Annotated in this window: 20 protein-coding genes; 13 read left to right on the forward strand and 7 right to left on the reverse strand. The window is 40.0% G+C overall.

The window, feature by feature from the left end; genetic code table 11:
* Positions 1 to 55: 55 nt before the first annotated feature.
* From HX021_RS06265 to HX021_RS06315, 11 genes are all read left to right on the forward strand, one after another.
* The gene (locus HX021_RS06265) at positions 56 to 1,021 is read left to right on the forward strand and encodes a pectinesterase family protein (RefSeq protein WP_286589271.1); all 966 of its coding nucleotides are present in this window, start codon (positions 56 to 58) and stop codon (positions 1,019 to 1,021) included.
* Between the two features lie 101 nt (positions 1,022 to 1,122).
* Entirely contained in the window at positions 1,123 to 2,793 is a 1,671-nt protein-coding gene (locus tag HX021_RS06270; RefSeq protein WP_286589273.1) for a glycoside hydrolase family 28 protein, read from the forward strand.
* A 7-nt stretch (positions 2,794 to 2,800) separates the two neighbouring features.
* Positions 2,801 to 4,717: a glycoside hydrolase family 88/105 protein gene (locus HX021_RS06275; RefSeq protein ID WP_286589275.1), complete on the forward strand. Its 1,917-nt coding sequence runs from the start codon at positions 2,801 to 2,803 to the stop codon at positions 4,715 to 4,717.
* Between the two features lie 7 nt (positions 4,718 to 4,724).
* Positions 4,725 to 5,759: a pectate lyase gene (gene pelA / locus HX021_RS06280; RefSeq protein ID WP_286589277.1), complete on the forward strand. Its 1,035-nt coding sequence runs from the start codon at positions 4,725 to 4,727 to the stop codon at positions 5,757 to 5,759.
* Positions 5,760 to 5,779: 20 nt separating this feature from the next.
* On the forward strand, positions 5,780 to 7,285 hold the full coding sequence (locus HX021_RS06285; protein ID WP_286589278.1) for a tagaturonate reductase: 1,506 nt from the start codon (positions 5,780 to 5,782) through the stop codon (positions 7,283 to 7,285).
* Entirely contained in the window at positions 7,275 to 8,921 is a 1,647-nt protein-coding gene (locus HX021_RS06290; protein ID WP_286589280.1) for a UxaA family hydrolase, read from the forward strand. The genes HX021_RS06285 and HX021_RS06290 overlap by 11 nt, the downstream gene beginning before the upstream one ends.
* Positions 8,922 to 8,935: 14 nt before the next feature.
* On the forward strand, positions 8,936 to 10,336 hold the full coding sequence (gene uxaC / locus HX021_RS06295; protein ID WP_286589282.1) for a glucuronate isomerase: 1,401 nt from the start codon (positions 8,936 to 8,938) through the stop codon (positions 10,334 to 10,336).
* Positions 10,337 to 10,341: 5 nt separating this feature from the next.
* On the forward strand, positions 10,342 to 11,367 hold the full coding sequence (locus tag HX021_RS06300; RefSeq protein ID WP_286589283.1) for a sugar kinase: 1,026 nt from the start codon (positions 10,342 to 10,344) through the stop codon (positions 11,365 to 11,367).
* Complete coding sequence (locus HX021_RS06305) at positions 11,364 to 12,008, forward strand: bifunctional 4-hydroxy-2-oxoglutarate aldolase/2-dehydro-3-deoxy-phosphogluconate aldolase (protein WP_286589284.1); 645 nt, start codon at positions 11,364 to 11,366, stop codon at positions 12,006 to 12,008. The genes HX021_RS06300 and HX021_RS06305 overlap by 4 nt, the downstream gene beginning before the upstream one ends.
* 28 nt (positions 12,009 to 12,036) lie before the next feature.
* Positions 12,037 to 13,485, forward strand: a complete 1,449-nt coding sequence (locus HX021_RS06310; protein WP_502958995.1) for an MFS transporter — start codon at positions 12,037 to 12,039, stop codon at positions 13,483 to 13,485.
* 70 nt (positions 13,486 to 13,555) lie between these two features.
* Positions 13,556 to 15,175, forward strand: a complete 1,620-nt coding sequence (locus tag HX021_RS06315) for an NADP-dependent glyceraldehyde-3-phosphate dehydrogenase (RefSeq protein WP_286589286.1) — start codon at positions 13,556 to 13,558, stop codon at positions 15,173 to 15,175.
* Positions 15,176 to 15,242: 67 nt separating this feature from the next.
* On the opposite strand, the gene HX021_RS06320 is transcribed toward HX021_RS06315, so the two are convergent.
* On the reverse strand, positions 15,243 to 16,016 hold the full coding sequence (locus HX021_RS06320; protein ID WP_286589287.1) for a rhamnogalacturonan acetylesterase: 774 nt from the start codon (positions 16,014 to 16,016) through the stop codon (positions 15,243 to 15,245).
* Positions 16,017 to 16,157: 141 nt separating this feature from the next.
* Here HX021_RS06320 and HX021_RS06325 point away from each other — a divergent pair, with 141 nt between their 5' ends.
* Positions 16,158 to 17,165: a LacI family DNA-binding transcriptional regulator gene (locus tag HX021_RS06325; protein ID WP_286589288.1), complete on the forward strand. Its 1,008-nt coding sequence runs from the start codon at positions 16,158 to 16,160 to the stop codon at positions 17,163 to 17,165.
* A 55-nt stretch (positions 17,166 to 17,220) separates the two neighbouring features.
* Here HX021_RS06325 and HX021_RS06330 read toward each other — a convergent pair whose 3' ends face one another.
* The 3 genes from HX021_RS06330 to HX021_RS06340 all read right to left on the reverse strand — a co-directional run bounded on the left by HX021_RS06330 (position 17,221) and on the right by HX021_RS06340 (position 21,813).
* Positions 17,221 to 19,629, reverse strand: coding sequence for a TonB-dependent receptor (locus HX021_RS06330; protein ID WP_286589290.1), 2,409 nt, complete (start codon positions 19,627 to 19,629; stop codon positions 17,221 to 17,223).
* 149 nt (positions 19,630 to 19,778) lie between these two features.
* Positions 19,779 to 21,449 (reverse strand): PspC domain-containing protein, encoded by a 1,671-nt coding sequence (locus HX021_RS06335; protein WP_286589291.1) that lies wholly within the window; start codon positions 21,447 to 21,449, stop codon positions 19,779 to 19,781.
* Positions 21,442 to 21,813 carry a PadR family transcriptional regulator gene (locus tag HX021_RS06340; protein ID WP_046673104.1) on the reverse strand — a complete coding sequence of 124 codons (372 nt, stop codon included), beginning with the start codon at positions 21,811 to 21,813 and terminating at the stop codon, positions 21,442 to 21,444. The genes HX021_RS06335 and HX021_RS06340 overlap by 8 nt, the downstream gene beginning before the upstream one ends.
* Positions 21,814 to 21,967: 154 nt before the next feature.
* On the opposite strand from HX021_RS06340, the gene HX021_RS06345 reads away from it, so the two are divergent.
* A complete protein-coding gene (locus tag HX021_RS06345; RefSeq protein WP_286589297.1) occupies positions 21,968 to 22,354 on the forward strand; it encodes a VanZ family protein in 387 nt (128 codons plus the stop codon).
* A 29-nt stretch (positions 22,355 to 22,383) separates the two neighbouring features.
* Here HX021_RS06345 and HX021_RS06350 read toward each other — a convergent pair whose 3' ends face one another.
* The 3 genes from HX021_RS06350 to HX021_RS06360 all read right to left on the reverse strand — a co-directional run bounded on the left by HX021_RS06350 (position 22,384) and on the right by HX021_RS06360 (position 24,883).
* Entirely contained in the window at positions 22,384 to 23,082 is a 699-nt protein-coding gene (locus tag HX021_RS06350; RefSeq protein WP_286589298.1) for a ComF family protein, read from the reverse strand.
* Between the two features lie 44 nt (positions 23,083 to 23,126).
* Positions 23,127 to 24,197 (reverse strand): dual-specificity RNA methyltransferase RlmN, encoded by a 1,071-nt coding sequence (gene rlmN, locus HX021_RS06355; RefSeq protein WP_286589299.1) that lies wholly within the window; start codon positions 24,195 to 24,197, stop codon positions 23,127 to 23,129.
* A gap of 104 nt (positions 24,198 to 24,301) precedes the next feature.
* On the reverse strand, positions 24,302 to 24,883 hold the full coding sequence (locus HX021_RS06360; RefSeq protein WP_353621021.1) for a MiaE family protein: 582 nt from the start codon (positions 24,881 to 24,883) through the stop codon (positions 24,302 to 24,304).
* Positions 24,884 to 24,946: the final 63 nt, after the last annotated feature.

The raw sequence follows: 24,946 nt of genomic DNA on the forward strand, positions 1-24,946 counted from the left end.
TCTTTAAGGAAGCTTTTAATATTGGTAATTTCATTGACCAATTAAACATTTTGGAATGCGAGCGATCATACTTTCTTTTTGCTTACTGCCTTTTTTTCTTTTTGCTTCAACAGTAAAAAGTTATGATTTTGTCGTGGCAAAAGATGGCTCGGGTGACTTCAGAACAATTCAGGCTGCAATTAATGCTGTCCCCGATTTTCGAAAGAAAGAAACGAAGATCTATATCAAAAATGGCATCTATCAGGAGAAGATTATCCTTCCTGGCAGCAAGCAACATGTCACCTTGATCGGAGAAGATAAGTTCAGCACTATTCTGAGATATGACGACTATGCGCAGAAGAAAAATAGTTTTGGTGAAGAAAAGGGAACATCAGGATCTGCCAGTTTCTATGGTTACGGCGATGATTTCACCGCTATCAATCTAGCTTTTGAAAATAGCTCCGGTCCAGTGGGGCAGGCCGTGGCGGCCTGGATTGCTGGCGACCGTAGTCTATTCATAAACTGCCGTTTCCTGGGATTCCAAGACACCTTGTATACCTACGGAAAAGGTACAAGACAATTATATTATCAATGTTATATAGAGGGCACAGTCGATTATATATTTGGTTCTGCTACAGCCTGGTTTGAAGACTGTCAACTTCATTGTAAGGACAACGGGTACATTACTGCTGCCTCCACGCCAAAACATAATGAGTTCGGATATATATTTAACCGTTGTCAAATTATAGGAGATAAAAAAACCAAGATTTTTTACCTTGGCCGTCCTTGGCGGCCTCATGCAAAGGTAATCTTTATGCAGTGCAATCTTCCAGCATTTATTGCGGCTGAAGGTTGGCACAACTGGGGCAAACAGCCCAATGAAACAACCGCATATTTTGCAGAATATAAAAACACAGGGCCAGGTTCCTTGTCACAAAATCGTGTCAAATGGAGTCATCAATTGACGGACCAAGAAGCTGACATCCTTAATTTTCAACGTGTGTTCAACGATTGGACGCCAAATCTTTCACTTGATCGATAGGTAATGACCGGTAACGATTGCATAAGTTTTTCATCAAAGTTAAGAACAAAGAATGTACAATTGCTTTTACAAATAACCATTTTTAAATCAACATGCAAAAAATGAATTCATTAAGAAAGCAATATTGCCGTTCATTAAAATCAATCTTTGGATTGCTTTTTAGCTTGCCCTATCTTTGTATGTCTCAAGAACCTGCACGCCCTGTTGTACAACAAGTTTCTTTCAAAAATGACACACTCAATATCATTGGTCATGGCGCTAAAGGAGATGGTCAATTCCTTAATACGGCCCCAATCAATAGGGCTATCAAAAGCTGCAGTGAACACGGCGGCGGTGTAGTATTAATTCCCTCAGGACTTTGGTTAACAGGCCCTATTGAGATGCACAGCAATGTCAATCTACATCTCCAACGGGATGCTGTTTTACTTTTCACCACCGATTTCAACCAATACAAACTCGTTGAGTCCAACTGGGAAGGAGAACCTGCGTGGCGCAATCAAAATCCAATATCCGGTAAAAATCTTAACAACATCGCTATTACCGGCAATGGCATTATCGACGGTAACGGCGATGCATGGCGCATGGTCAAAAAAAGTAAAATGACTGCATCCCAATGGCAGAACCTTGTTGCTTCTGGTGGCACAGTAGACGATACGGGTAATATTTGGTATCCTTCTGAAAGTTCCTTAAGAGGAGCACAGGAAAAGAAAGCCGGTGTTATCCGTCCAGGCACCACTGCTGAGGATTTCAAAAACGTCAAGGATTTTCTACGCCCCAACCTTCTTGTTTTCACCAACTGCAAGAAAGTTTTACTGGAAGGTGTTACCATACAAAATTCTCCGGCCTGGAATATTCATCCGTTGATGTGTGAAGATCTAACATTGCGCAAGCTTTCGGTACGCAACCCATGGTACGGACAAAACGGAGATGGTGTTGATGTAGAATCTTGTAAAAATGTGCTCATCGAAGATTGTACATTTGATGTCGGCGATGATGGTATCTGCATTAAGTCTGGCCGTGATAAGGCCGGCCGTGATCGCGGTATGCCAACGGAAAATGTCATTATCCGCAACAACGTCGTCTATCATGCACATGGTGGATTCGTCATTGGCAGCGAAATGAGTGGCGGGGCCCGCAATATTTGGGTAGATGATTGCTCTTTTATTGGAACAGATATCGGACTTCGTTTCAAAACAACACGTGGGCGTGGTGGCGTAGTGGAAAATATATTTGTCAATAACATCAATATGATTGATATCCCCGGAGAAGCCATTCTATTCGATATGTACTATGCAGCAGTAGATCCCGTGCCCATGTCTGGAGAGAAAAGACCTAAGGTGAAACGTGTAACTCTTCCTGTTACCGAAGAAACACCGCAATTCAAAAACTTCCATATTAAAAATATCAAAGCTAAAGGAGCCTCCAAAGGAATTTTCTTCCGTGGTCTTCCGGAGATGCATATTCAAAATATCCTGATTGAGGACGCAACCTTAGAAGCTACTAAAGGTATCGAAATCATCGAAGCTTCACAGGTCAACTTAAAAAATATCACCTTAAAAACATTAGAAAACAACCCATTGATTCATATATATAATAGTAATGATATCAAGCTCGAAAACATCCAATCCATCACAGCACCAGAGCTGCTCATCCAGATTGCAGGACAACAAAGCCATAATATTATGCTGTCAAAATCCAGCACAAAGGCAATAAAAGCAGTCAGCCAGTTTATAGAAGGAAGTACAGACAAATCTCTAACCATCAAAAATTAAACACACGATGAGAAAGCTATTTTTATTTCTTTTAAGCTTAACAGCTCTTGTTCCACTTTCCGGATTTGGACAACGGAAACCTCTTTCTGAACAGATGGCACTGACAGTGCTTGACAAAATGTATCCCGATTCTCTTTTTAACCGAACTGAAAAATTCCCAAAATGGTCCTATGACATGGGGGTAATTTTCGAGGGTTTAACCGATGTGTGGCGAAATACTGGAAATTCCGATTACTTTAAGTATATGCAATCCCGTATGGATGCTTATCTGAGCATTCCCGATTCCATCAAAAACTATAATGTTACTGACTTCAATATTGACAATATCAAAAATGGGACTACGCTACTGACACTTTACAAAGTGACTGGAAAAGAAAAATACCTTAAAGCATGCCACCAATTGTACGAACAGTTAAAGAAGCATCCACGTACCAACGAAGGAGGTTTCTGGCATAAGAAAATTTATCCCTATCAAATGTGGTTGGATGGCCTATATATGGGCCAGCCCTTCTATGCTGAATATGCAAGCTTAATGAATATTCCTGCGGCTTTTGATGATATCGCCAACCAATTTGTCTATATGGAAAAAAATGCTCGCGATACAAAAACCGGGTTGCTATACCATGGTTGGGATGAATCCAGAAAAGAACGTTGGTCAGATCCCAAAACTGGCCTATCGCCTCATTTCTGGGCAAGAGGCATAGGCTGGTATGCCATGGCATTAGTAGATGTATTGGACTATTTCCCCCTTGATCATCCACGTAGACAGGAACTATTGGATATCTTAAATAGAACTTTAACGGCAGTAGTAAATTATCAGGATGCCAAAAGTGGCGTATGGTACGATATCGTTGATCTGGGGACAAGAAAAGGTAACTACCTGGAATCCTCTGCTTCAAGTATGTTTGTATTTGCATTGGCTAAATCTTTGCGCAAAGGATATATTCCAGCCACATTCCAGAAGAATCTAGATCGTGGTTACAAAGGACTTGTAAAGGAATTTATTTCTGTTGCGGGAGAAGATCGGGTGAACCTCAATAAAACGGTACAAGTATCTGGCTTGGGCGGTAAAAAGTACCGTGATGGCAGTTTTGACTATTATATGAGCGAGCCCGTTATTACCAATGATCCTAAGGGAGTAGGTGCATTTATCCTTGCCGCCTCAGAAGCCGAGTTTGTGCAAGCGCAAAAAGGAAAAAAAAGACATACTGTCACGCTGGACAATTATTATAACAATGAATATAAAAAAACACCATCTGGTGATCTTAAACCATACCATTATCTTTGGGATGGCGATGACAATAATGGATTTTCTTTGCTCGGCAGGATCTTCGAGAAAAATGGGGGCAATTTAACGACATTAAAAACTGCTCCTACAGTTCAGAATCTGGCACAATCAAGTGTCTATATCATTGTGGACCCAGACACTGAAAAAGAAACTAATCAGCCTAATTTCATGAATGAAACAGATGCCAAACAGATTGCCAAATGGGTACAAAGTGGAGGCGTCTTGGTTCTCTTATTGAATGACCATGGCAATTGTGAAATAAGTAAATTTAATACACTATCGCAGCAATTCGGCATTACGTTTAACAACGACAGCCGTAATCGTGTCAAAGGGAATGAATTTCAAACTGGAGCAATCCTGATTCCTAGAGGAAATGCAGTGTTTCCAAATACATCCAAAATATATGTCAAGGAGATTTCAACACTGCAGGTAAAATCACCCGCACAAGCGCTGATCAAGGATCAGAATGACACGATAATGGCAACTGCAAAATATGGTCGGGGAACTATTTTTGCCATTGGGGACCCATGGTTGTATAACGAATATACAGATGGCCGCAAACTACCAAAGGAATACCAGAATTTCAGTGCGGCAAATGACTTAGTACATTGGTTATTAAAGCAGGCCATCAAATAAGAACGTCATGAAAATAGCATATTCCATTGTCTTCTTTTTGGCTACACTTCAGGGGAATTATCCTGCACAAGCACAGGCGAACCAAGATTTGCTTGCTGATAAAATATTGGCTTACCAACTTCCTAACGGGGCTTGGCCAAAGCAACTCGTAGACCACAGTGTGGTAAATTACCAATTGCCACTGAACAAGGAATTGCTGCAAAAAATCAAAGAAACAGGCGTCGATCACGCCACCCTTGACAATGGCGCCACGACGCGAGAAATAAACAGCTTGATCAAGGCCTTCCATATTACGAAACATCAAGCTTATCTGGAAGCAGCCGAAAGAGGAATAGATTATATTCTTTCTGCTCAGTATGACAATGGCGGCTTCCCGCAATATTATCCAAATAAATCGCTGTATAGAGCACAGGTCACGTATAACGACCATGCGATGATCAATGCACTACTTGTCATGGACCATATTGCCCGCTCCCGGAACGGATTTGAATCCGTAGACCATGTTTATAGAGCAAGGGCTCAAAAAGCCGTGGCAAAAGGAATAGACTGTATTTTAAAAACCCAGGTTATCCAACACGGTCATCTAAGTATCTGGGCTGCACAATACGACGAAAAAACATTGACACCAGCTCAGGCCAGAAAATTTGAGCCTGCTTCATTAAGTACAAGTGAATCCGTTGCCATAGTGCGCTTTCTCTTGCAACAACCAGTGACCCCAAAAATCCAACAAGCAATAGAAGGCGCAATACAATGGTTCAAACAAAATGATATCCGAGGATCACGCTTTGATCGGGTAAAAAATGAAATAACGGGAAAGAATGAACGCAAGCTTATTGCTGACAGCTCTTCAGTTATTTGGGCCAGATTCTATCATCTTGACAGCAACAGGCCACTCTTTGGGGATCGAGACAACTCCATCAAATATCATGTGGATGAAATCTCGGCAGAGCGAAGAAATGGATATGCCTGGTTTGGTAATTGGCCTAAACAGCTGATTCAAAAAGAATATCCAACATGGAAAAAACAACATAAAATTCAATAATAGTAAATAATAGCAATCCGATGCTACTGACAAAAAATAACATACAAAAAATTACTTCTGATCTGGTTAGCAAACCAGTGGAAGCGTCCTACCTATATCCCGAGAAGATCCTCCAATTTGGCACAGGGGTATTGCTACGTGGGCTTCCTGATTATTTTGTTCATAAAGCTAATCAACAGAACTTATTCAATGGAAGGATCTTGGTCGTCAAATCCACAAGTTCTGCAGGTGCGGATGCTTTTGATCAACAGGATGGCCTGTATACCATATGTATCAAAGGACTGGAAGATGGAAATGAAGTTTCAACATATCAGATCAACAATACCATATCGCGTGTCTTTGCTGCAGGTCAACATTGGGGGGAAATATTGAAAAGTGCTGAAAACCCAGCCCTTGAAATCGTTTTTTCCAATACAACAGAAGTCGGCATCGTCATGAGTGAGGACCGTATCAATGATACACCTCCGGCTTCTTTCCCGGGTAAACTTTTAGCTTTTTTATACCATCGATATAGCTATTTCAATGGTGATCAAGGCAAAGGTCTAACAGTGGTTCCCACAGAACTAATTACCGACAATGGTAGCAAACTACAAACCATCGTTTATGATCTGGCCAAGCTGAACGGGCTTCCAACAGCATTTATCGACTGGCTAACAATGGCCAATGATTTTTGTAACACCTTGGTTGACCGCATCGTACCAGGAGCTCTACCTCCAGTCGACTATGCAAAAACAACCGCACTATTGGGTTATGAGGATCAACTGATGATCATGGCAGAGCCATTCCGCCTGTGGGCAATAGAAACGTCTTCTGACCGTGTACGACAAAGGCTATCTTTCGCACTTGCCGATCCAAATGTACTGCTTGTCCCCTCTATTGAAAAATACAAAGAAATTAAACTTCGGCTGCTCAATGGCACACATACCTTGAGCTGTGCTGTCGCTCTTTTATCTGGGTTCAAAACCGTAAAAGAAGCCATGCAAAATGCATCATTCAATCGTTTTATAAAAAAATTGATGCAAGAGGAAATCGGTCAGTCAATCTTAAGTGATCAGATTATCGCCAAAGATATCAATGATTTTTCATTAAAAGTTATCGACCGTTTCGCTAATCCATATCTCGAACATAAATGGGAATCGATCGCCTTGAACTATACTTCTAAAATGGCTATGCGCAATATTCCCTTGCTAGAAAAATGGTATGCCAGGACAAGTGAGGTTCCCCAGTTTTTTAGCCTGGGATTTGCAGCTTATCTCTATTTCTTAAAATCACAACGAAAAGAGGGCAATTATTATAGGGCTATCGATGGACGGGAAATCCAGCTTCAGGACGAATCCGCTTCCCTACTATACAATGCCTGGCAACAGCCTGATACGGTAGTACATACTATACTTTCAGATATCAGCTTATGGGGCTGTGATTTAACAAAATTCCCGAACTTTGAACAAGATGTCGCCCAGAAATTAGATCAGATCATTCAAGATGGGACAATCAAATCCCTAATAGTTTTGGAGCATGAAAAATAAAGTATTAAAAATCCACCCGAAAGACAATGTCTTGGTGGCACTGCAAGATTTGAATAAAGGCGATGCAATTGCCTTCGAAGGAAAGCATTACATTCTTCAAGAAGATATTCCTGCCAAACATAAGTTTTTTATGCAGGATATGCAATTTGGTGATGAAATTCGTATGTATGGCGTTCTTGTGGGGAAAGCTCAGTTTGATATTCCAGAGGGAAGTATCATGAATACCGACAATACAAAACATGCCGTCGAACCTTATCACTTCAGACCTTCGCATTATCACTGGGAAAAACCGGATATCTCAAAATTTGAAAACCGAACATTCAATGGTTATCTTCGTAAAGATGGCCGCGTAGGAACTGCAAATTATTGGCTATTTATCCCTACTGTATTTTGTGAGAACCGCAACCTGGACGTCATTAAAGAAGCGTTGTATAATGAGCTTGGTTACTCTGTAACCGACAAGTACAAAAATTTCACTCATCAGTTGCTAAAAGCCTATGAAAAAGGAGAAGCCTTAGACACTTCTTCGCTGACGCAATTAAATAGTGTCACAGATCAGAGTAACCGCATTTTCAAGAACGTAGATGGCATCAAATTTTTAAATCACCAGGGTGGTTGTGGAGGCATCCGTCAAGACGCGGCAGTATTAAGTAAACTGTTAGCGGCCTATGCTGATCACCCCAATGTTGCTGGCGTTACAGTATTAAGTTTGGGCTGTCAAAACTTACAGCTTACGGACTTAATCAACGATATAAAACTGCGAAATCCGGATTTTGACAAACCTTTATATGTATTTGAACAGCAACAGTCTAAAAGTGAGGAGCTGCTGATCAAGGAAGCTATATTACAAACTTTCATTGGGCTCACACAAATCGATAAATTTTCAAGAGTACCTGTACCATTGAATAAACTGACCCTTGGGGTAAAGTGCGGTGGAAGTGATGGCTTCAGTGGTATTTCTGCCAACCCAGCCGTAGGCTATACTGCAGATCTACTCGTTGCCTTGGGGGGGAAAGTGCTGTTGGCCGAATTCCCAGAATTATGTGGTGCCGAACAGAATTTGATAGACCGCACATTAGATCCACAGGCGGCAAATAAATTCATTGACTTAATGACGGCTTATAGCAGTGCCGCTGAGGCTGTTGGATCAGGTTTTTATATGAACCCATCGCCCGGAAATATTCGTGATGGTCTGATTACCGATGCCATAAAAAGTAATGGTGCTGCCAAAAAAGGGGGAACTTCACCCGTTGTTGATGTATTGGATTATACTGAAGAGGCCACAAAACCAGGGCTCAACCTTGTATGTACACCCGGCAATGATGTAGAAGCAACAACAGGTAAAGCGGCTGCAGGAGCAACACTTATCTTATTTACTACTGGTCTCGGTACACCAACGGGCAACCCTGTTTGTCCTGTCATTAAAGTTGCCACAAATAATGTTTTGGCACAGCGAATGGCGGATATCATTGATATCAATACTGGACCTATTATTGATGGCGAAAAATCCATTCATGAAATGGGGGAAGATATATTAGAATATTGTATCCGCGCAGCCAGTGGTGAGATTATCCCTAAGGCTGTATTATTGAACCAAGACGATTTCATTCCTTGGAAACGAGGTGTAAGCTTATAAAATTAGTAATTACTATGAAAACTTTTTTAGACGACAATTTTTTATTGAGCACGCAGACAGCAGAAAAGCTGTATCATAATTATTCAAAGCATTTGCCGATCATTGATTACCATAATCACTTGATTCCGGAACAAATTGCAAACGATGTCAAATTTGACAATATCAGTCAGGTTTGGCTTCATGGCGATCATTATAAATGGCGTGCTATGCGCGCAAATGGTGTTCAGGAACGCTATATCACTGGTGATGCCTCAGATGAAGAAAAATTCCTCAAATGGGCAGAGACTGTCCCTTATACTTTACGAAATCCCCTTTATCACTGGACACACCTCGAATTACAGCGCTATTTTGGGATTACAGATCTGCTGTCACCAAAAACAGCTGCTAAAATATATGCTGAGACGGGGAATAAACTTAATCAGGACAGTCATTCGGTCCGGGGATTGCTTAAAATGATGAATGTGGAAGTAGTATGCACCACGGATGATCCCATTGATAGCCTGGAATACCACCAACAATTTGCCAAAGAAAAAGAATCATTTCAGATGCTTCCAGCATTTCGTCCTGATAAGGCGATGAACTCGGATGACCTTACTGCACTTAATCAATATATTGATAAACTCGAAGAAGTCAGCAATAGCCAAATCAGCAGTTTCGCTGACTATCTTAAAGCTCTCAAATCAAGACACGATTTCTTTGCCGCAAATGGATGTAAAGTATCTGATCACGGACTGGAACAAATCTATGCTGAAGATTATACTGTACAGGAGGTCACAGCAATCTTTGATAAGATTAGGACCAATAAAGAAATTTCTTACACCGAAAGCCTGAAATTCAAATCAGCTATGTTAATCTATTTTGCAGAGTGGGATCATGAAAAGGGCTGGGTGCAACAATACCATCTTGGTGCTTTACGCAATAATAATGCCCGCATGCTACGTCTCAATGGCCCCGATACCGGTTGGGATTCCATCGGCGATTTTAGCCAGGCACGTACATTGTCAAAATTTTTGAATAAATTAGACAACCAAGATAAGCTGACCAAGACAATTTTGTATAATCTCAACCCAGCAGATAATGAACTTATCGCAACGATGATCGGCAATTTCAATGATGGTTCTATTAAAGGAAAGATTCAGTTTGGTTCGGCATGGTGGTTCCTGGATCAAAAAGACGGTATGACCAAGCAGATCAATGCCTTGTCAAATATGGGTTTGCTCAGCCGGCTTGTAGGTATGTTGACAGACTCGAGAAGCTTTCTCTCCTTCCCAAGACATGAATATTTCCGAAGGTTAGTGGCCGACATTTTTGGACAGGACATCGAAAATGGTGAAATACCAAATGATATCGAATGGGTAGGGAAAATCATACAAGATATCAGTTATAACAATGCAAAAGAATATTTCGAATTTTAATGAAAATGCAAGGTAAAGTATTAAGTTTCGGTGAGTTGTTGTTGCGGATCTGTCCTGATATAGAACAAGATTGGGTTCAGCAACATCAGTTGCCATTCTATGTCGGCGGAGCAGAATTGAATGTCGCCACTGCATTGGCCTTATGGAATGTACCTTCTTCTTATTTGTCGGCCATTCCGCAAAACGCAATTTGTACGGGAATTGATCAATATTTACAGCAGAAAAATATAGACACCTCAGCTATGCTATGGACTGGGGACAGATTAGGCATTTATTACCTTCCCAAAGGAAAGGACTTGAAAAATGCCGGTGTTATTTACGATCGGGCCAACACCTCTTATGCACAACTTAAAGTAGGGGACATTGATTGGGACATAATTTTTGATGATGTCAAATGGTTTCATTTCTCTGCAATTTGCCCAGCCATCAGCCAGGACATTGCTGAACTTTGCCTACAGGCTGTTCAAAAAGCACAGGCAAAAGGGATCTTTGTCTCCCTTGATCTTAATTATAGGGCAAAATTGTGGAAATATGGCAAATCCCCCAGAGATATCATGCCCAAAATCGCGGCGCATTGCAACCTGATCATGGGCAATATATGGGCTGCACATATGATGCTGGGCACAGAAATCGACGAACAATTCTTAACCCATTCATCTGGATATCAAGAAGAAGAGTTACTACAACAGGCAGAAAAAACAAGTAGAGAAATTATTGCGAAAAATCCACTTTGTCAATATGTGGCCAATACTTTCCGCTTTGACTATCAAAATAAAGGTATTTCATATTATACCACCTTATTTGACAAGGATAATTTAATCAAATCAACAGAATATGTTGCTGAGGAGATCTTGGATAAGGTAGGGAGCGGCGATTGTTTCATGGCAGGACTGATTTATGGCCTGTACTCCAACCTTTCACCAAAGGAAACCCTGGAATTTGCCACCCTTGCAGCCTTTGATAAGTTATTTATTGCCAGTGATGCAACAACGAGTACAGTGGAAGATATAAAAAATAGAATGACAGCATGAGTTTGAAAGATAAAGTATTAGCAAAAATTATAGAACAAGGAACACTCCCTTTGTTTTTCCATTCCAATAAAGAGGAGAGTATTGACATTCTCCGCACATTATACCGAGCAGGCATACGTGTCTTCGAATTTACCAACAGGGGACCAGAGGCATTTGATGTCTTCAAAAGCTTGGTTTTGGCAAGAGATATGGAGATGCCGGATCTATATCTTGGAATTGGTACCATCAAATCTGTTGAAGATGCGCAGAAATTTCTTCAAATTGGTGCAGATTTCATCGTAGCTCCACTAGTGAACCCCGCAGTCGGAGCACTGGTCCATCAGCAAGATAAACTATGGATTCCTGGCTGTATGACTCCAACAGAAATCTATACAGCACAGCAACAAGATGCAGCATTGATTAAGTTATTCCCTGCAAATATATTAGGGCCGGCATTTATGTCCGCCATACGAGAACTTTTTAAAGACCAGAAATTTATGCCTACGGGAGGTGTAGAAATTGAAATGGAAAATCTAAAAGCTTGGTTTAAATCTGGCGTATGCGCCGTCGGAATGGGGAGCAAGCTTATTGATCCAAAAAATACAGTCAACTTATTCGAAAACACCAAACTAGCACTCGAATTCGTTTCAAAAGCACGATAAACAATAACAATAAACGATTAAACCCATTATGATTAACACAGAGAAAAAGGGTAATTACCGTTGGGTAATATGTTCCCTCCTATTTTTTGCGACGACAATCAACTATTTGGACCGTCAAGTACTTTCATTGACCTGGAAAGACTTTATCGTTCCTGAATTTCATTGGTCCAATACAGACTATGGTAATATTACGGCGCTATTTTCTATCTTTTATGCTGTCAGTATGCTTTTCGCAGGTCGTTTTGTAGACTGGCTAGACACTAAAAAAGGTTTTTTATGGGCTATCGGAATCTGGTCGGTGGGTGCCATACTACATGCATTTTGTGGCATAGCAACTTCAGGTATTGTTGCCGGACAATGGTTTGTAGGTTTTGAAGGAGCAAAAGAAGCTATTTCTCATGTTAATAATGCCGGTTTGATCATTAGTGTCAGCGTTAACCTTTTCATTTTCGCACGCTTTATTTTAGCAGTTGGCGAAGCCGGAAATTTTCCTGCGGCAATCAAGACTACAGCAGAATATTTTCCTAAAAAGGATCGTGCCTTGGCAACAAGTATTTTCAATTCAGGTGCAACAATTGGGGCATTAGCCGCCCCATTGACTATCCCTATCATCGCGTCACATTGGGGCTGGGAGATGTCCTTTATTATTATTGGAGCCCTGGGTTTCGTTTGGATGGGATTCTGGATTTTTCTCTACAAAAAACCACATGAAAACCCGAAAGTAAATGCTGCCGAACTGGCTTATATCCATCAAGATGACCATGAACATGAACCACAGGTCACTCAAACTGAAGCTACAAAACTTCCCAAAACAACAATATCTGAATGCTTGCGCTATAAGCAAACCTGGGCGTTTGCCTTTGGGAAATTCATGACAGATGGTGTCTGGTGGTTTTTCTTGTTCTGGATGCCGGCTTATCTTTCCTCCGTCTATGATATTAAATCTTCAGATACGGAAGGACAACTGGCTATATTTGTTTTATATGCTATTACGATGTTATCCATATATGGCGGTTGGCTGCCAACCTATTTTGTTGATAAAAAAGGGATGAATGCATATGAAGGCCGTATGAAAGCCATGCTATTATTTGCTTTTGTACCCTTGGTCGTCCTATTTGCACAGCCCCTTGGCCATATCTCCTATTGGATTCCAGTCATTTTAATTGGTTTTGCAGGTGCTGCACACCAATCTTGGTCAGCAAATATCTTTTCAACCGTGGGAGATTCTTTTCCAAAACGTTCTATAGCAACTGTGACGGGAATTGGTGGCCTTGCTGGTGGCCTTGGTGCTTTTGTAATCAATAAAACATCCGGTTGGCTGTTTGATTATGCCAAAGAAACGCAAATGAATTTTATGGGATTTAAAGGTGAAGAAGCAGGCTATTTTATTATTTTCTCCTTTTGTGCCATCGCCTACTTAATTGCATGGATCGTAATGAAAGCGCTTGTACCTAAACTTATTTTAATAAAAAATTAACAAATATTGCAAAATTTGTAGTATATTAGCAACATCTTTATAAATATCAATCTAAACCATTTTTAAAACAATGAGCTTAAACTTAGAAGGTATCTTCTACGAGGAGAAAGACATTCCCGCAGAATTTACGCTCGACGAGCAGGTCGACCAGAGAGAGTTCCTGTCTAATGGAGAAATGATTTCTTGGACGGGTCAGGTAAACGAAGTATTCTCACCAATTTGTGTGAAAACAAAGGATGGTTTGAAGCGAAAACGCATTGGTAGCTTCCCTGTTTGTACTGAAAAAGAATCCACAGAAGCTCTAGATGCTGCTGTAAAAGCATACGACAACGGACGTGGAGAATGGCCAACAATGAGTGTTGCCGATCGGATTACCTGTGTTGAAAATTTCACACAAAAGATGATTGCCAAAAAGGACATTGTTGTCAAGCTTATCATGTGGGAAATCGGCAAATCTTATGCTGATTCTGTCAAAGAATTTGATCGTACAGTAGAATACATTTATGCGACTATAGACGCATTGAAAGATATCGATCGCGATTCCTCCCGTTTTCAAGTTGAACAAGGAATTATTGCGCAAATCAGAAGATCTCCTCTTGGCGTCGTCTTATGTATGGGGCCCTTTAACTACCCATTGAATGAAACGTTTACAACATTGATCCCGGCATTGATCATGGGAAATACCATGTTGTTCAAACCACCAAAACATGGTACTTTATTGCATTACCCTTTATTGGAGGCTTTTAGAACAAGCTTTCCGAAAGGTGTGGTAAATACAATATATGGTCGTGGAAACAAGATTGTTCCAAGTTTGATGCAATCCGGAAAGATCAATGTATTGACCTTAATTGGCTCGAGCCGTGTTGCCGATGAACTCAAAAAGTTGCATCCCAAAGTTAACCGCTTGCGCGCAATCTTAGGTTTGGACGCTAAAAATGCAGCTATCATTACGAAAGATGCAGACTTAAATTTAGCAGTTTCAGAAACTGTTTTAGGATCACTTTCATTCAATGGCCAACGTTGTACAGCTTTAAAAATTATTTATGTACACCGCAGTCTTGCACAGGAATTCCTAAAACGTCTTTCCGCAGAGGTATCAAAACTAAAATACGGTATGCCTTGGGAAAAAGGAGTTTCTTTGACACCTCTTCCTGAAGTCAACAAACCTGCTTATTTGACAGAATGCATCGAAGATGCTAAGGCATATGGAGCCAAGGTAATTAATGAGCATGGTGGGCAAACCCTGGAATCATTCTTCTATCCAGCCATTGTTTATCCCGTAAATTCACAGATGAAACTTTACCGGGAAGAACAATTTGGTCCAGTCATCCCAGTCGTACCTTTTGATGACCTCGAAGAACCTATTGAGTACCTTATCGGTTCATCACACGGCCAGCAAGTGAGTATCTTCAGTAATAATGCGGCTGTTGTATCTTCTCTGATCGATCCTTTGGTGAACCAAGTAAGCCGCGTCAATATCAACTGTCAATGTCAACGGGGGCCAGATACATTCCCATTCACTGGAAGAAAAGACAGTGCCGAGGGAACATTGTCAGTAGTAGATGCTTTACGCTCTTTCTCAATCCGTTCGTTGGTAGCGACAAAATTTACCGATGAAAACAAGAAACTATTGAATGAGATCGTAAGCGAGAATAAATCAAATTTCTTGAGCACAAAATATATCTTCTAAGAAGATATATATCCTAAAAAACTGTTTGTTGCGGTAAAAACCGCATCAAACAGTTTTTTTTACGGATTCATTGCTTGTCGATCAGCTCGGCTTTAAGTGGAAGTCTCAAAGCCTTGATTCCCTTGGCAACCAAGTCAGCTACTGCGCCAGCTCCAATAGGACTCAGATGTGTATCATCCTGTTTCCCATCCGGATAATTCGGATCCCCTTTTTTGACATACAGAAATAGGTCCTTACTTTTTTCATCACCGTAGCTCGTGAGAAGCTTATTGGTCTCCTCTTCCATATCGATCAAAGGAACATCCATATTTTTTGCAACCTTTCTAGTTACGTCGGGATAATCCCCATGCGTTTTCATCAATACTCCATTTTTGAACTTCCGCCGGGCGATTGGTGTCAAAAGAACAGCTACCCCACCTTTTTTCCGTGTTTCAGTTATATAGAAAATTAAATTTTGTTCAAACTCCATTAAAGAAGTACCGACATTGGGTTTATCCACTTTTTCATCATTGTGTCCAAATTCAATAAAGACATAATCTCCGGCGTCCAGATTTTCAACGATAGGCTTCCAATGATCGACCGTATCCGTGCTATTGCCAATGTCCTGTTTAAAGGATTTGGAACTACGCCCATTCAATGCCCGGTTATCCACTTTCACCGCCGCACTGAATAATTTTGCGAAAGCCATTCCCCACCCGGTTTCTGGAAAAACTCGCTCTTGCTTATTCGCCGCAGTCGAATCACCTATGATATAAATCGTCGTCCGATCATGTGATTTAAAAGCGAATAGAATACTCAATATTGCCATATAGGCCGAAAAAATTTTTAAGTTGGTTATCATACATCAAGTTTACAAAGGATATTTCATTTGTTTATATAGAAGCACAAAAAAGCTATGCAAACGTTGCCGGCAACGTTTGCACAACTCGAAAATTAGGTTTTATAATTTTTTTTGACTAATATTATAGTCTATTTGCCGGTTATGAAATTCGAAAACTATACAATCAAAGACATTGCTAAAGCACTTAATTTATCGACATCAACTATTTCAAGAGCTCTTAGAGATAGTTATGAAATAAGTCCTGAAACGAAAAAGGTTGTATTGGAATATGCTGAGAAGATAAATTATCGGGCCAATCCTATAGCGAGAAGCCTGAAAGAACGTCGAAGTCATTCTATTGGTATTATCGTTAGTGAGATCGCTAATAATTTCTTTTCACAGGTCATCAACGGGGTAGAATCGATTGCTTATGACAAGGATTTTCAGATCATCATTTCGCAGACACACGAGTCCTCCGAAAGAGAGCGCCTCAACGTGGAATACATGACCTCTAGGTCGATAGATGGCCTGTTGATCGCCCTGTCTTCAGAAACCGAGGATATATCCTATCTGCATAAATTAAAGGACCGCGGCTTCCCTATTGTTTTTTTTGACCGGATTCCCCAGCAATTTGACACCTACAAAGTTATTGTCAATAACCAACAAGGTGCGTACGATGCCACACAGCACTTGATCAAACAGGGAAAACACCGGATAGCACATTTGACCAGTTCAAAATCACTGTCCATAACAAAGGACCGACTAGATGGTTACAAAAAAGCGTTGATGGCCAATCATATTGAATTTGACCCGCGTTTGGTCAAATATTGCCAATATGGCGGTCTACACCTGGATGAAATCCAAAAATCCATTGAGGAGCTTGTGCAGGTAGATTTTGATGCTATTTTTATTTCTGGAGACAAATTGACTACAGGATACTTACATATTGTCCAGGGAAGTAATTTTAAGCTGCAAGAAGTTGCAATTGCTGGGTTTACAAATTCAAATGTCGTCGATTTATTTACAAGTAAGGTCACTGCAATCCGTCAACCTGCATTTGAAATGGGAAAAATTGCCACTGAATTACTCATTAAATTGATAGAAGCCAAGCACCCAATTACAGAATTTGAAACACAGATTCTTCCCACGGAGTTAATAAAAAACGATTAAATAATAAAAACCGTAAGGATAGCTTCCTTACGGTTCACGCAAGCGCAACAGCTCGCTACTGAGCCCGCTCCTTTTCCTCGTTGCTGGTATCTTTTTTACGATAATTATTCTTTAAGTTCCCAAATTTATAGGAGTAAGTTAGTCGCACAACCCGACGATCTTGATATTGCCTGATTTTGGAATCAAAAGAACCAAAATTAGTCGTTACATGCTGGTTTCCCGTATTAAAAAGGTCACTAACAGCCAATTTTAAGGAGCTCCGTTGATCTTTAAACGTTTTTGTTGCCCCTACTTCCATATCCCATCGGCCATTTAGATCATACACATTATATTTAAACGGGGAGAAATACCGGATATTTACATTTGCAGAAAGACTTTGTCCCAGTTTCAGGTTATGCATAGAAGTTGCCTGCACAAGAAAGGATTTTCTGTTCACAGGAAAACCTGCGATCATGCCATCAAAATTAAAATAAATTCCGGTGACGTTATTGTTCATGCTCCAGATTTTCCCTATCGAAACAGGGACATTAAGGTTCAGATAAGCGGTTAAGTTTTTTCCTAAATTCTCCCGTATCACCCAAGTCTGATTTTTGATCGAATCCTGGCCCATACTCTCAACAATCGCATCCTTAACATCGTTGATACCAAGTGTTACATTATAACGTTGAAGCATGGTGTAACTCAATGTAAATTCATTCGAAAATTGGGGATTCAAATAAGGATTTCCCCGCTCAAATGTCAACTTGTCAATGAAGTAGTCAAAAGGATTCAATTGCCTATAATTAGGTCGTGTGATTTTCCGAGCATACCCTAAGGAGATCATATGATTCTCATTGAGCGAATAACTTAAGTTTGCGTTTGGAAACAACTTAAAATAACTACGTTTCACCTGCTTATTCAAAGTCAATGAATTACCATCTGAAAAAGTATATTCCCCTCTTAAGCCAGCTTTAAGCGCCCATTTCCCTATACTATTATTATAATCTAAATACCCGGCTGCGATCTGCTCCTTGTAAACAAAATGATTGGTCCGTTGCACATTGTTTGTCCAGGTGTTATTTAAAAAGTCTTCAAATGTAAGGTCATTATCTGAATTCACATTGGAATATTTAGCCCCCATTTCAAGCTTTGACACCTTTGATAAAGGGTGCTCATAATCCAATTTAGCGACATAAATATCGATTCCGATCGGCATGCCACTACGTTGGATTTCTTCTGGAGAAATTGCATGCATGTCAAGATCATAAAATTGATTATGGTAGTTTACCTGTTTGCTGCTCTTAAATTTACTCCAGTCTAAATCCAACGTCAGTTTCCGTCCATTAGAGTCTATTTTAAACTCATTGTTCAGGTTAGCCGAATAACGATCAAACAGCTCTTTGAAAGCAGATGTTGAAACCAGAATCGAATCAAATGCCGTAAAGGATTTCCCAATATTGGTCTTACTGTCATTATCATTATATTCGGTATTATTAGATCCATTAAATTGGACCGTCAAGGTATTCCTTGGAGATGTTTTTTGTTCTACCCCGAAACGATAAGAATGATTCCGTTCTTCTTCATCCAATATTGACTTTTGATTGAAATAAGTTTTTGAGCCTTCATTCTGAATTACTCTGTCCAAATAAAGCTTGCGGTATGCTTTTTCATCAGAATATGCGTAGGATCCAAACACTGTTGTGTTATTCTTTTTATAATTTAATGCTAAAGAGCTGTTTCCCCTGAATTTTTCACCACGTCCTGCCGTTAGGTTAACGGCACCGTTAAATCCTTCCATACGGTTCTTTTTAAGGACAATATTAATCGTTCCAACAGCTCCCTCGGCATCATCTTTTGCGGACCTGCTGGTGATCACTTCGACGGATTTAATCTGGTTTCCATCTGTACTTTTCAGAAAATTCAATAACTGCTCACCTGACATATAAGTCTGCCTTCCATCAATAGTTACCGACACGCCTGACTGCCCCATCAACTGCAGGTTATTATTATTGTCCAAGCTCACACCGGGCGCACGTTGCACGATATCCAATGCATTATTGCCGGCAGCCAGCGGGGAATTTTCTACATTCAGAATTAACTTGCCCGGCTTACTTTCGACCATCGGACGTTTTCCTTCAACAGTAACCTCCTGCAGTTTTCTGTTATCCGCTTTCAGCTGTATCACCTTTCCCTCATAATCAGCCTTACCAATAGTAAAAGAGTCACTTTTACTTGATATATAGCCTACCATTTTGATATCAATGGAGTAAGTTCCGGGATGTACCCCCGAAAATTCATACTCCCCATCTTCATTGGTCACCGCAGCTTTTAAGATTATAGCAGTGTTGGCCTTCATCAGATATGCTGTAGCTAGTGCTAAGGGCAAGTTATCTTCTGACTGAACTTTACCGCTGACCTTTACCTGTGCCTGAGCCCAGGAAACGATCAAAAAATTCAAAAGCAAGAGGTAAAAATATTTTTTCATTAGGATAATTGTTTTTAAATGGCAACAGCTGTCATGATCAAATCATGCTCTCCTTCTGGAGCATTCTTTCCAGATCATGACGGTTTATAAAAGTATTGGCTCGTATAATTTGTCTTCCGCCCTTTCGAGGCGGAAGACTTCATTCGTTGTTATTTCTTTTTTATCTGAACGGAAGCTCCGTCTTTAGCAATATTAATGATCGTATCTCTTCGGATGACAATAGATGTATCATTAATAGCAATCGCATTGCTATCTGCGTCATGGTCTTCGTCATCACTTGATTTTTTTGATGGCAGGGCACATTTAAGCCCAAGTGAGGTCACTACAAACTCAACCTCTTTCACCTCACCTAAATCTTTATTATAACGATCACGGCATTCATAAAATGAGATATCACGCAGTTTATCTTCCAGATTATCATTGATAAGCAGCTTTGTGCCAACAGGCAAAAACAGGGTAACATTTACTTCTTGGTCACGGTAGCGTTCCCCTTCGTTCAATTGGAAAGCATTATCAAAAACCAATGAACTGGTATCCTGTCTTAAAGCATAATTGATTTTAGCAGCCCGGTCAGTCGCTGACTTGTAGGTATTTCCTTTAGCAGAATACTCATATCGTACATAAGGTTCTTGTAAAGAGTCGATACGTTCTATCCGAATATGAATATTACGTCTCAAATAAGAAGAAAAATTCTCGCTTCGTATTCCAAGGCTACTTTTCACACCATTTTTTAACCGTATGACCCTAACATCATTCTCATTCAAATAATAGATCGATTGCTTTTGCAAAGGTTTCTCCTCCACAATGGTACTGGATTCCCGAAATTCCTTCGCGACTGAAGTTGAATAGTAGATAATTCCCCCAATAGATACCAACCAAATCAAAAATAAAGTTGTAGTCAGGTAATTATTCATGGGCTTCTTTTCAAACAACACCCGCAAAAGCAAATAGAACAATCCTGCAAAAGGAATAAACACAGAAAGGAAACCAGCAATCAAAGCAAAAGGAACATCACTTGGATTCATTAAATAGAAAGGACCTGAATCATCCATTACATCTGGAATCACATTCACAATCGCTAAGGCAAAGAAAATCAATCCAATGATTAGTCCGATGAGCGTCAGTCCAACCACAATGACAAAAAATACCCCAATTATTTTAACAATTATTTGAAGTAGTTTGGCGATCCCATCACCTGTACGATCAATCCCCCGAGAAAATGTTTCCTTCACACCGCTCATTTCTTCGTCAAATGAGCGCTTAAAATTATGAATATTGGGCGCTTCACCACGCATCTCCATTTTATCGGCTCTGGTTACAGCTACCGGCATGACAATCCACAAGATCACATACACCAACATGCCTGATCCTCCGATCACAACAAACAACGCAAAAAGTAATCTGACCCATTTAGCCTCAATTCCAAAAAAATGACCGAGACCACTACAAACTCCACTAAAAACCCTATCATCGGGATCTCGCATTAGCTTTTTCCCAACCTTAAAGTCATCTGGATTTGTTTCATGCTGAAAAGAAGTATAGTCTTCCCGGTTCTCAGACTCAAAGTCGCTCACTCTTCCCATTTGATCAATAACAGCATTGACATCTTCCATGTTCAATACTTCCTTACTACCCGCCTGAATCTTTTCAGTGAACATCTCAGCGATACGATTTTCAATATCCTCCAAGATCTCACGGCTGTCCTCTGACTGACCAAAATGCTTTTTTATATCAATCATGTACGAGCGCAGAACCTCATAAGCATCTTCTTCAATATGGAAGACGATACTATTTATGTTGATAATTATTGTCTTATTCATCGTTATTATCTTTAACTGGTTTAGTTGAATCATTGTTCCTACCCACCAACGAAGTGTTTACAGCAAACACCAGTTCATTCCAGGTAACGTCCAATCTTGAGAGGACTTCAAGCCCTTCTTGGGTAATTTCATAATATTTTCTAGGCGGACCTGAAGTAGACTCCTTCCATATGTAGCTCAACAGTCCATTATTTTTTAGACGTGTTAAAAGCGGATATAAGGTTCCTTCCACAACCAATAATTGAGCTTTCTTCAGTTCGCTGATAATATCGGAGGCATAAATTTCTCCTCGAGAAATTATGGATAGGATACAATATTCAAGTATCCCCTTCCTCATTTGGATTTGTGTATTTTCAGCTATCATAACAATACAAAGATATATGTATTTTATGGTACTATGCAATACATAGTACCATATAAAACAAAATATATAGCATAACAATCTAATTATCAGGTGAATAATTTTTTAAATTATATTCATTTCCTTTCTATCAATAAATTTTTGGATATTTATCCCCATGATCAAAATCCTACTGGACTATAAATGGTGTTTTATTTGGGCCATTATAGTCATTATTTTGTGCACTCTCCCAGGCAATAATTTTGATGGAGTTCCGGCTTACCCAGGGATGGACAAGTTGGTTCATTGTGGTATGTTTTTTGTTTTCTGCACACTCATGTACAATGGTGTCATCCAACAATTTAGCGGTAAGCCAACAAAATGGATACCTATTTTTGTCGTAACGATCATGGGGTTCTTATTTGCCGGATTAACGGAACTACTCCAATTATACATTTTCACTTATCGCAGCGGCGATTGGTGGGACTTATTTGCGGATTCCGTAGGTATCGGCATGGCAGGATTTGCGTATCTTTTAAACTATGTCAACAACAGGCGGTACTAAAATGAGCTTCTAACTACCGCTAGCTCATTTTAAGCTCGTGCCAGTGTTGCAATAGACACCCGGCAATCAAATGACTCCAGCAGGGCTAGGGCAGCCGAGCTGATCGTTGCCCCAGTTGTCAGCACATCATCAACAAGTAAAATATGTGTCCCATACGGTATCATGACCGGATTGCAGGCAAAAATATCACTGACATTTTCATACCGTTCGAGCCGTCCCTTACCTGTTTGGCTGCTGGTTGATTTATTGCGGATCAAAAGGTCCTCCCTCAAGGGTATATGCATTGCCCTTGCAATTCCCCGGCCAAAATAGCTGGATTGATTATACCCTCTTTTACGAAGTTTACCAGCATGTAACGGTACAGGAACAATCAAATCAAGGGTTGTATATTTCTCCGCCTCTAAAAGCTTCAAACCGTATTGATAACCGAAATACTCGGCCAGAAATGGTTGTTTATTATATTTAATTTGATAAATCAAGTGTTCCACGCGACTATCTTTCTGCAATAATAAAAAAGAACAAGCTTCTTCGATAGGAACTTTTCCCCAGAGTTGCCTTGCAGTATCATTATCTGAATATTCGTGAAAATTTGTATAAGGTAGATGAAAATCACATTCCACACAAATGCAGCGTTCTTGATATTTTAACACGCAACCGCAGCATCCACATTCTTTTGGAAAAAATATAGATACAAAATCGTCAAAAAGTCTACGTAAATCGGAGCTCATTTGATTAATTCACCTTACCTTAAAGATAGGTACAAATACCCAAATTACACTTCCGACCCTTCTTTTTTCTTTTCTTTAATAGCCAATTGACCACATGCTGCGTCAATATCTTTTCCACGGCTGCGTCTTACATTGGTAATAATCCCCTGGCTTTTGAGATAATTGGCAAAAACATCAATTTTATCTGCTTCTGCATTCAAAAAGTCTGCAAGAGCTATCGGATTATACTCAATTAGATTGACCTTGCAAGGAACATGTTTGCAGAATTTGGCAAGCTCTTGAGCATCTTCCAATTCATCATTGAAATTATTGAATACAATATACTCGAAAGTAATTGGATTCTTGGTTTTAGCGTAAAAGTATTTCAACGATTCGGCCAATGCTTTCAGGGAATTTTGCTCATTAATAGGCATGATCTCATTACGCTTCTTATCATTGGCTGCATGCAACGAAAGCGCCAAGTTAAAACGGACTTGGTCATCCCCCAATTTTTTGATCATTTTTGCAATACCCGCAGTCGAAACAGTAATTCGTTTAGCAGCCATATTGAGGCCATCGGGCGCGGTGATGCGCTCCACAGACTTCATCATATTAGCATAGTTCAATAAAGGTTCTCCCATACCCATATAGACGATATTTGTCAAAGGTTGGCCATAGTTCTCCTCCGCTTGTTTGCTAATTAATACAACCTGATCATAGATTTCATCAGCATTGAGATTACGTTTCCGATCCATATAGCCCGTAGCACAGAATTTACAGGTCAGACTACAGCCGACTTGAGAGCTCACACAGGCAGTCATTCGCTCTGGCGCTGGAATCAATACTCCTTCGATGATATTACCATCATATAGCCTAAAACTACTTTTGATGGTCTTATCTGAGCTGATCTGTGATTCCTTTACTTTTACAGCGTTAATCGTAAAATTCTCTTTCAGTTTTTCACGTAAGGTCTTGCTCAGATTGCTCATCTGATCAAAATCCACACAAGATTTTTCCCAAATCCACTCATAAATCTGCTTTGCACGAAAGCCCTGCTCCCCGAATGCCGTGAGCTGCTCTTTGATCTGATCCAAAGACAAACTCCTGATATCTATTATTTTACTTTTTTCAACCACGGTACAAAGATAAGAATAATTAAGCGACAAAAAATCCCGTTCTAAGGAAATAGAACGGGACAACTGTTATGTATGTGTTTTAAAATAGGTAGATACAAAATCTATTAGCCATGAATGGCTTCTTTATTTCCATATGATTGAATCAATTTGCCTTCAAAATCCAACCATTCTTTCCAACGCTTGTCCACATCAACATCTATGCTATACTGTCGGGCAAAGTTCAAGAATGTGGTATAATGGTTAGCCTCAGATACCATAAGATCATAGTAAAATTTTGCCAGTTCCTTATCTTGAATATTCTGTGACAGCACTCTAAAACGTTCACAGCTACGGGCTTCAATCATTGCTGCAAAAAGCAAGCGATCAATAAAGGCCATATTTCTACTGCCATCTTTTTTAGAAAATTTCATGAGCTGTCCGACATAATCGTCTTTCCGCTCACGCCCAAGCTTATAACCACGTTCTTTGATAATATCGATAACCATCTTGAAATGTTCCATTTCTTCAATAGCTATAGCCGTCAATTCATGGACCAATTCTTCGTGTTCCGAATTGTTGGTAATCAATGATATGGCATTCGATGCCGCTTTCTGTTCACACCACGCATGATCAGTTAGAATTTCCTCCAAATTTCCTTCTGCGATATTTGCCCATCGCGGATCCGTTAATAACTTAAGTCCAAGCATCTTACTCTTCAACTACAATTTACATTCTTTGCAAAGGTAGGGAATATCTGTCCTTAAAAAAAA

The sequence above is a fragment of the Sphingobacterium sp. N143 genome, from assembly GCF_030325625.1.
Lineage (GTDB): Bacteria > Bacteroidota > Bacteroidia > Sphingobacteriales > Sphingobacteriaceae > Sphingobacterium.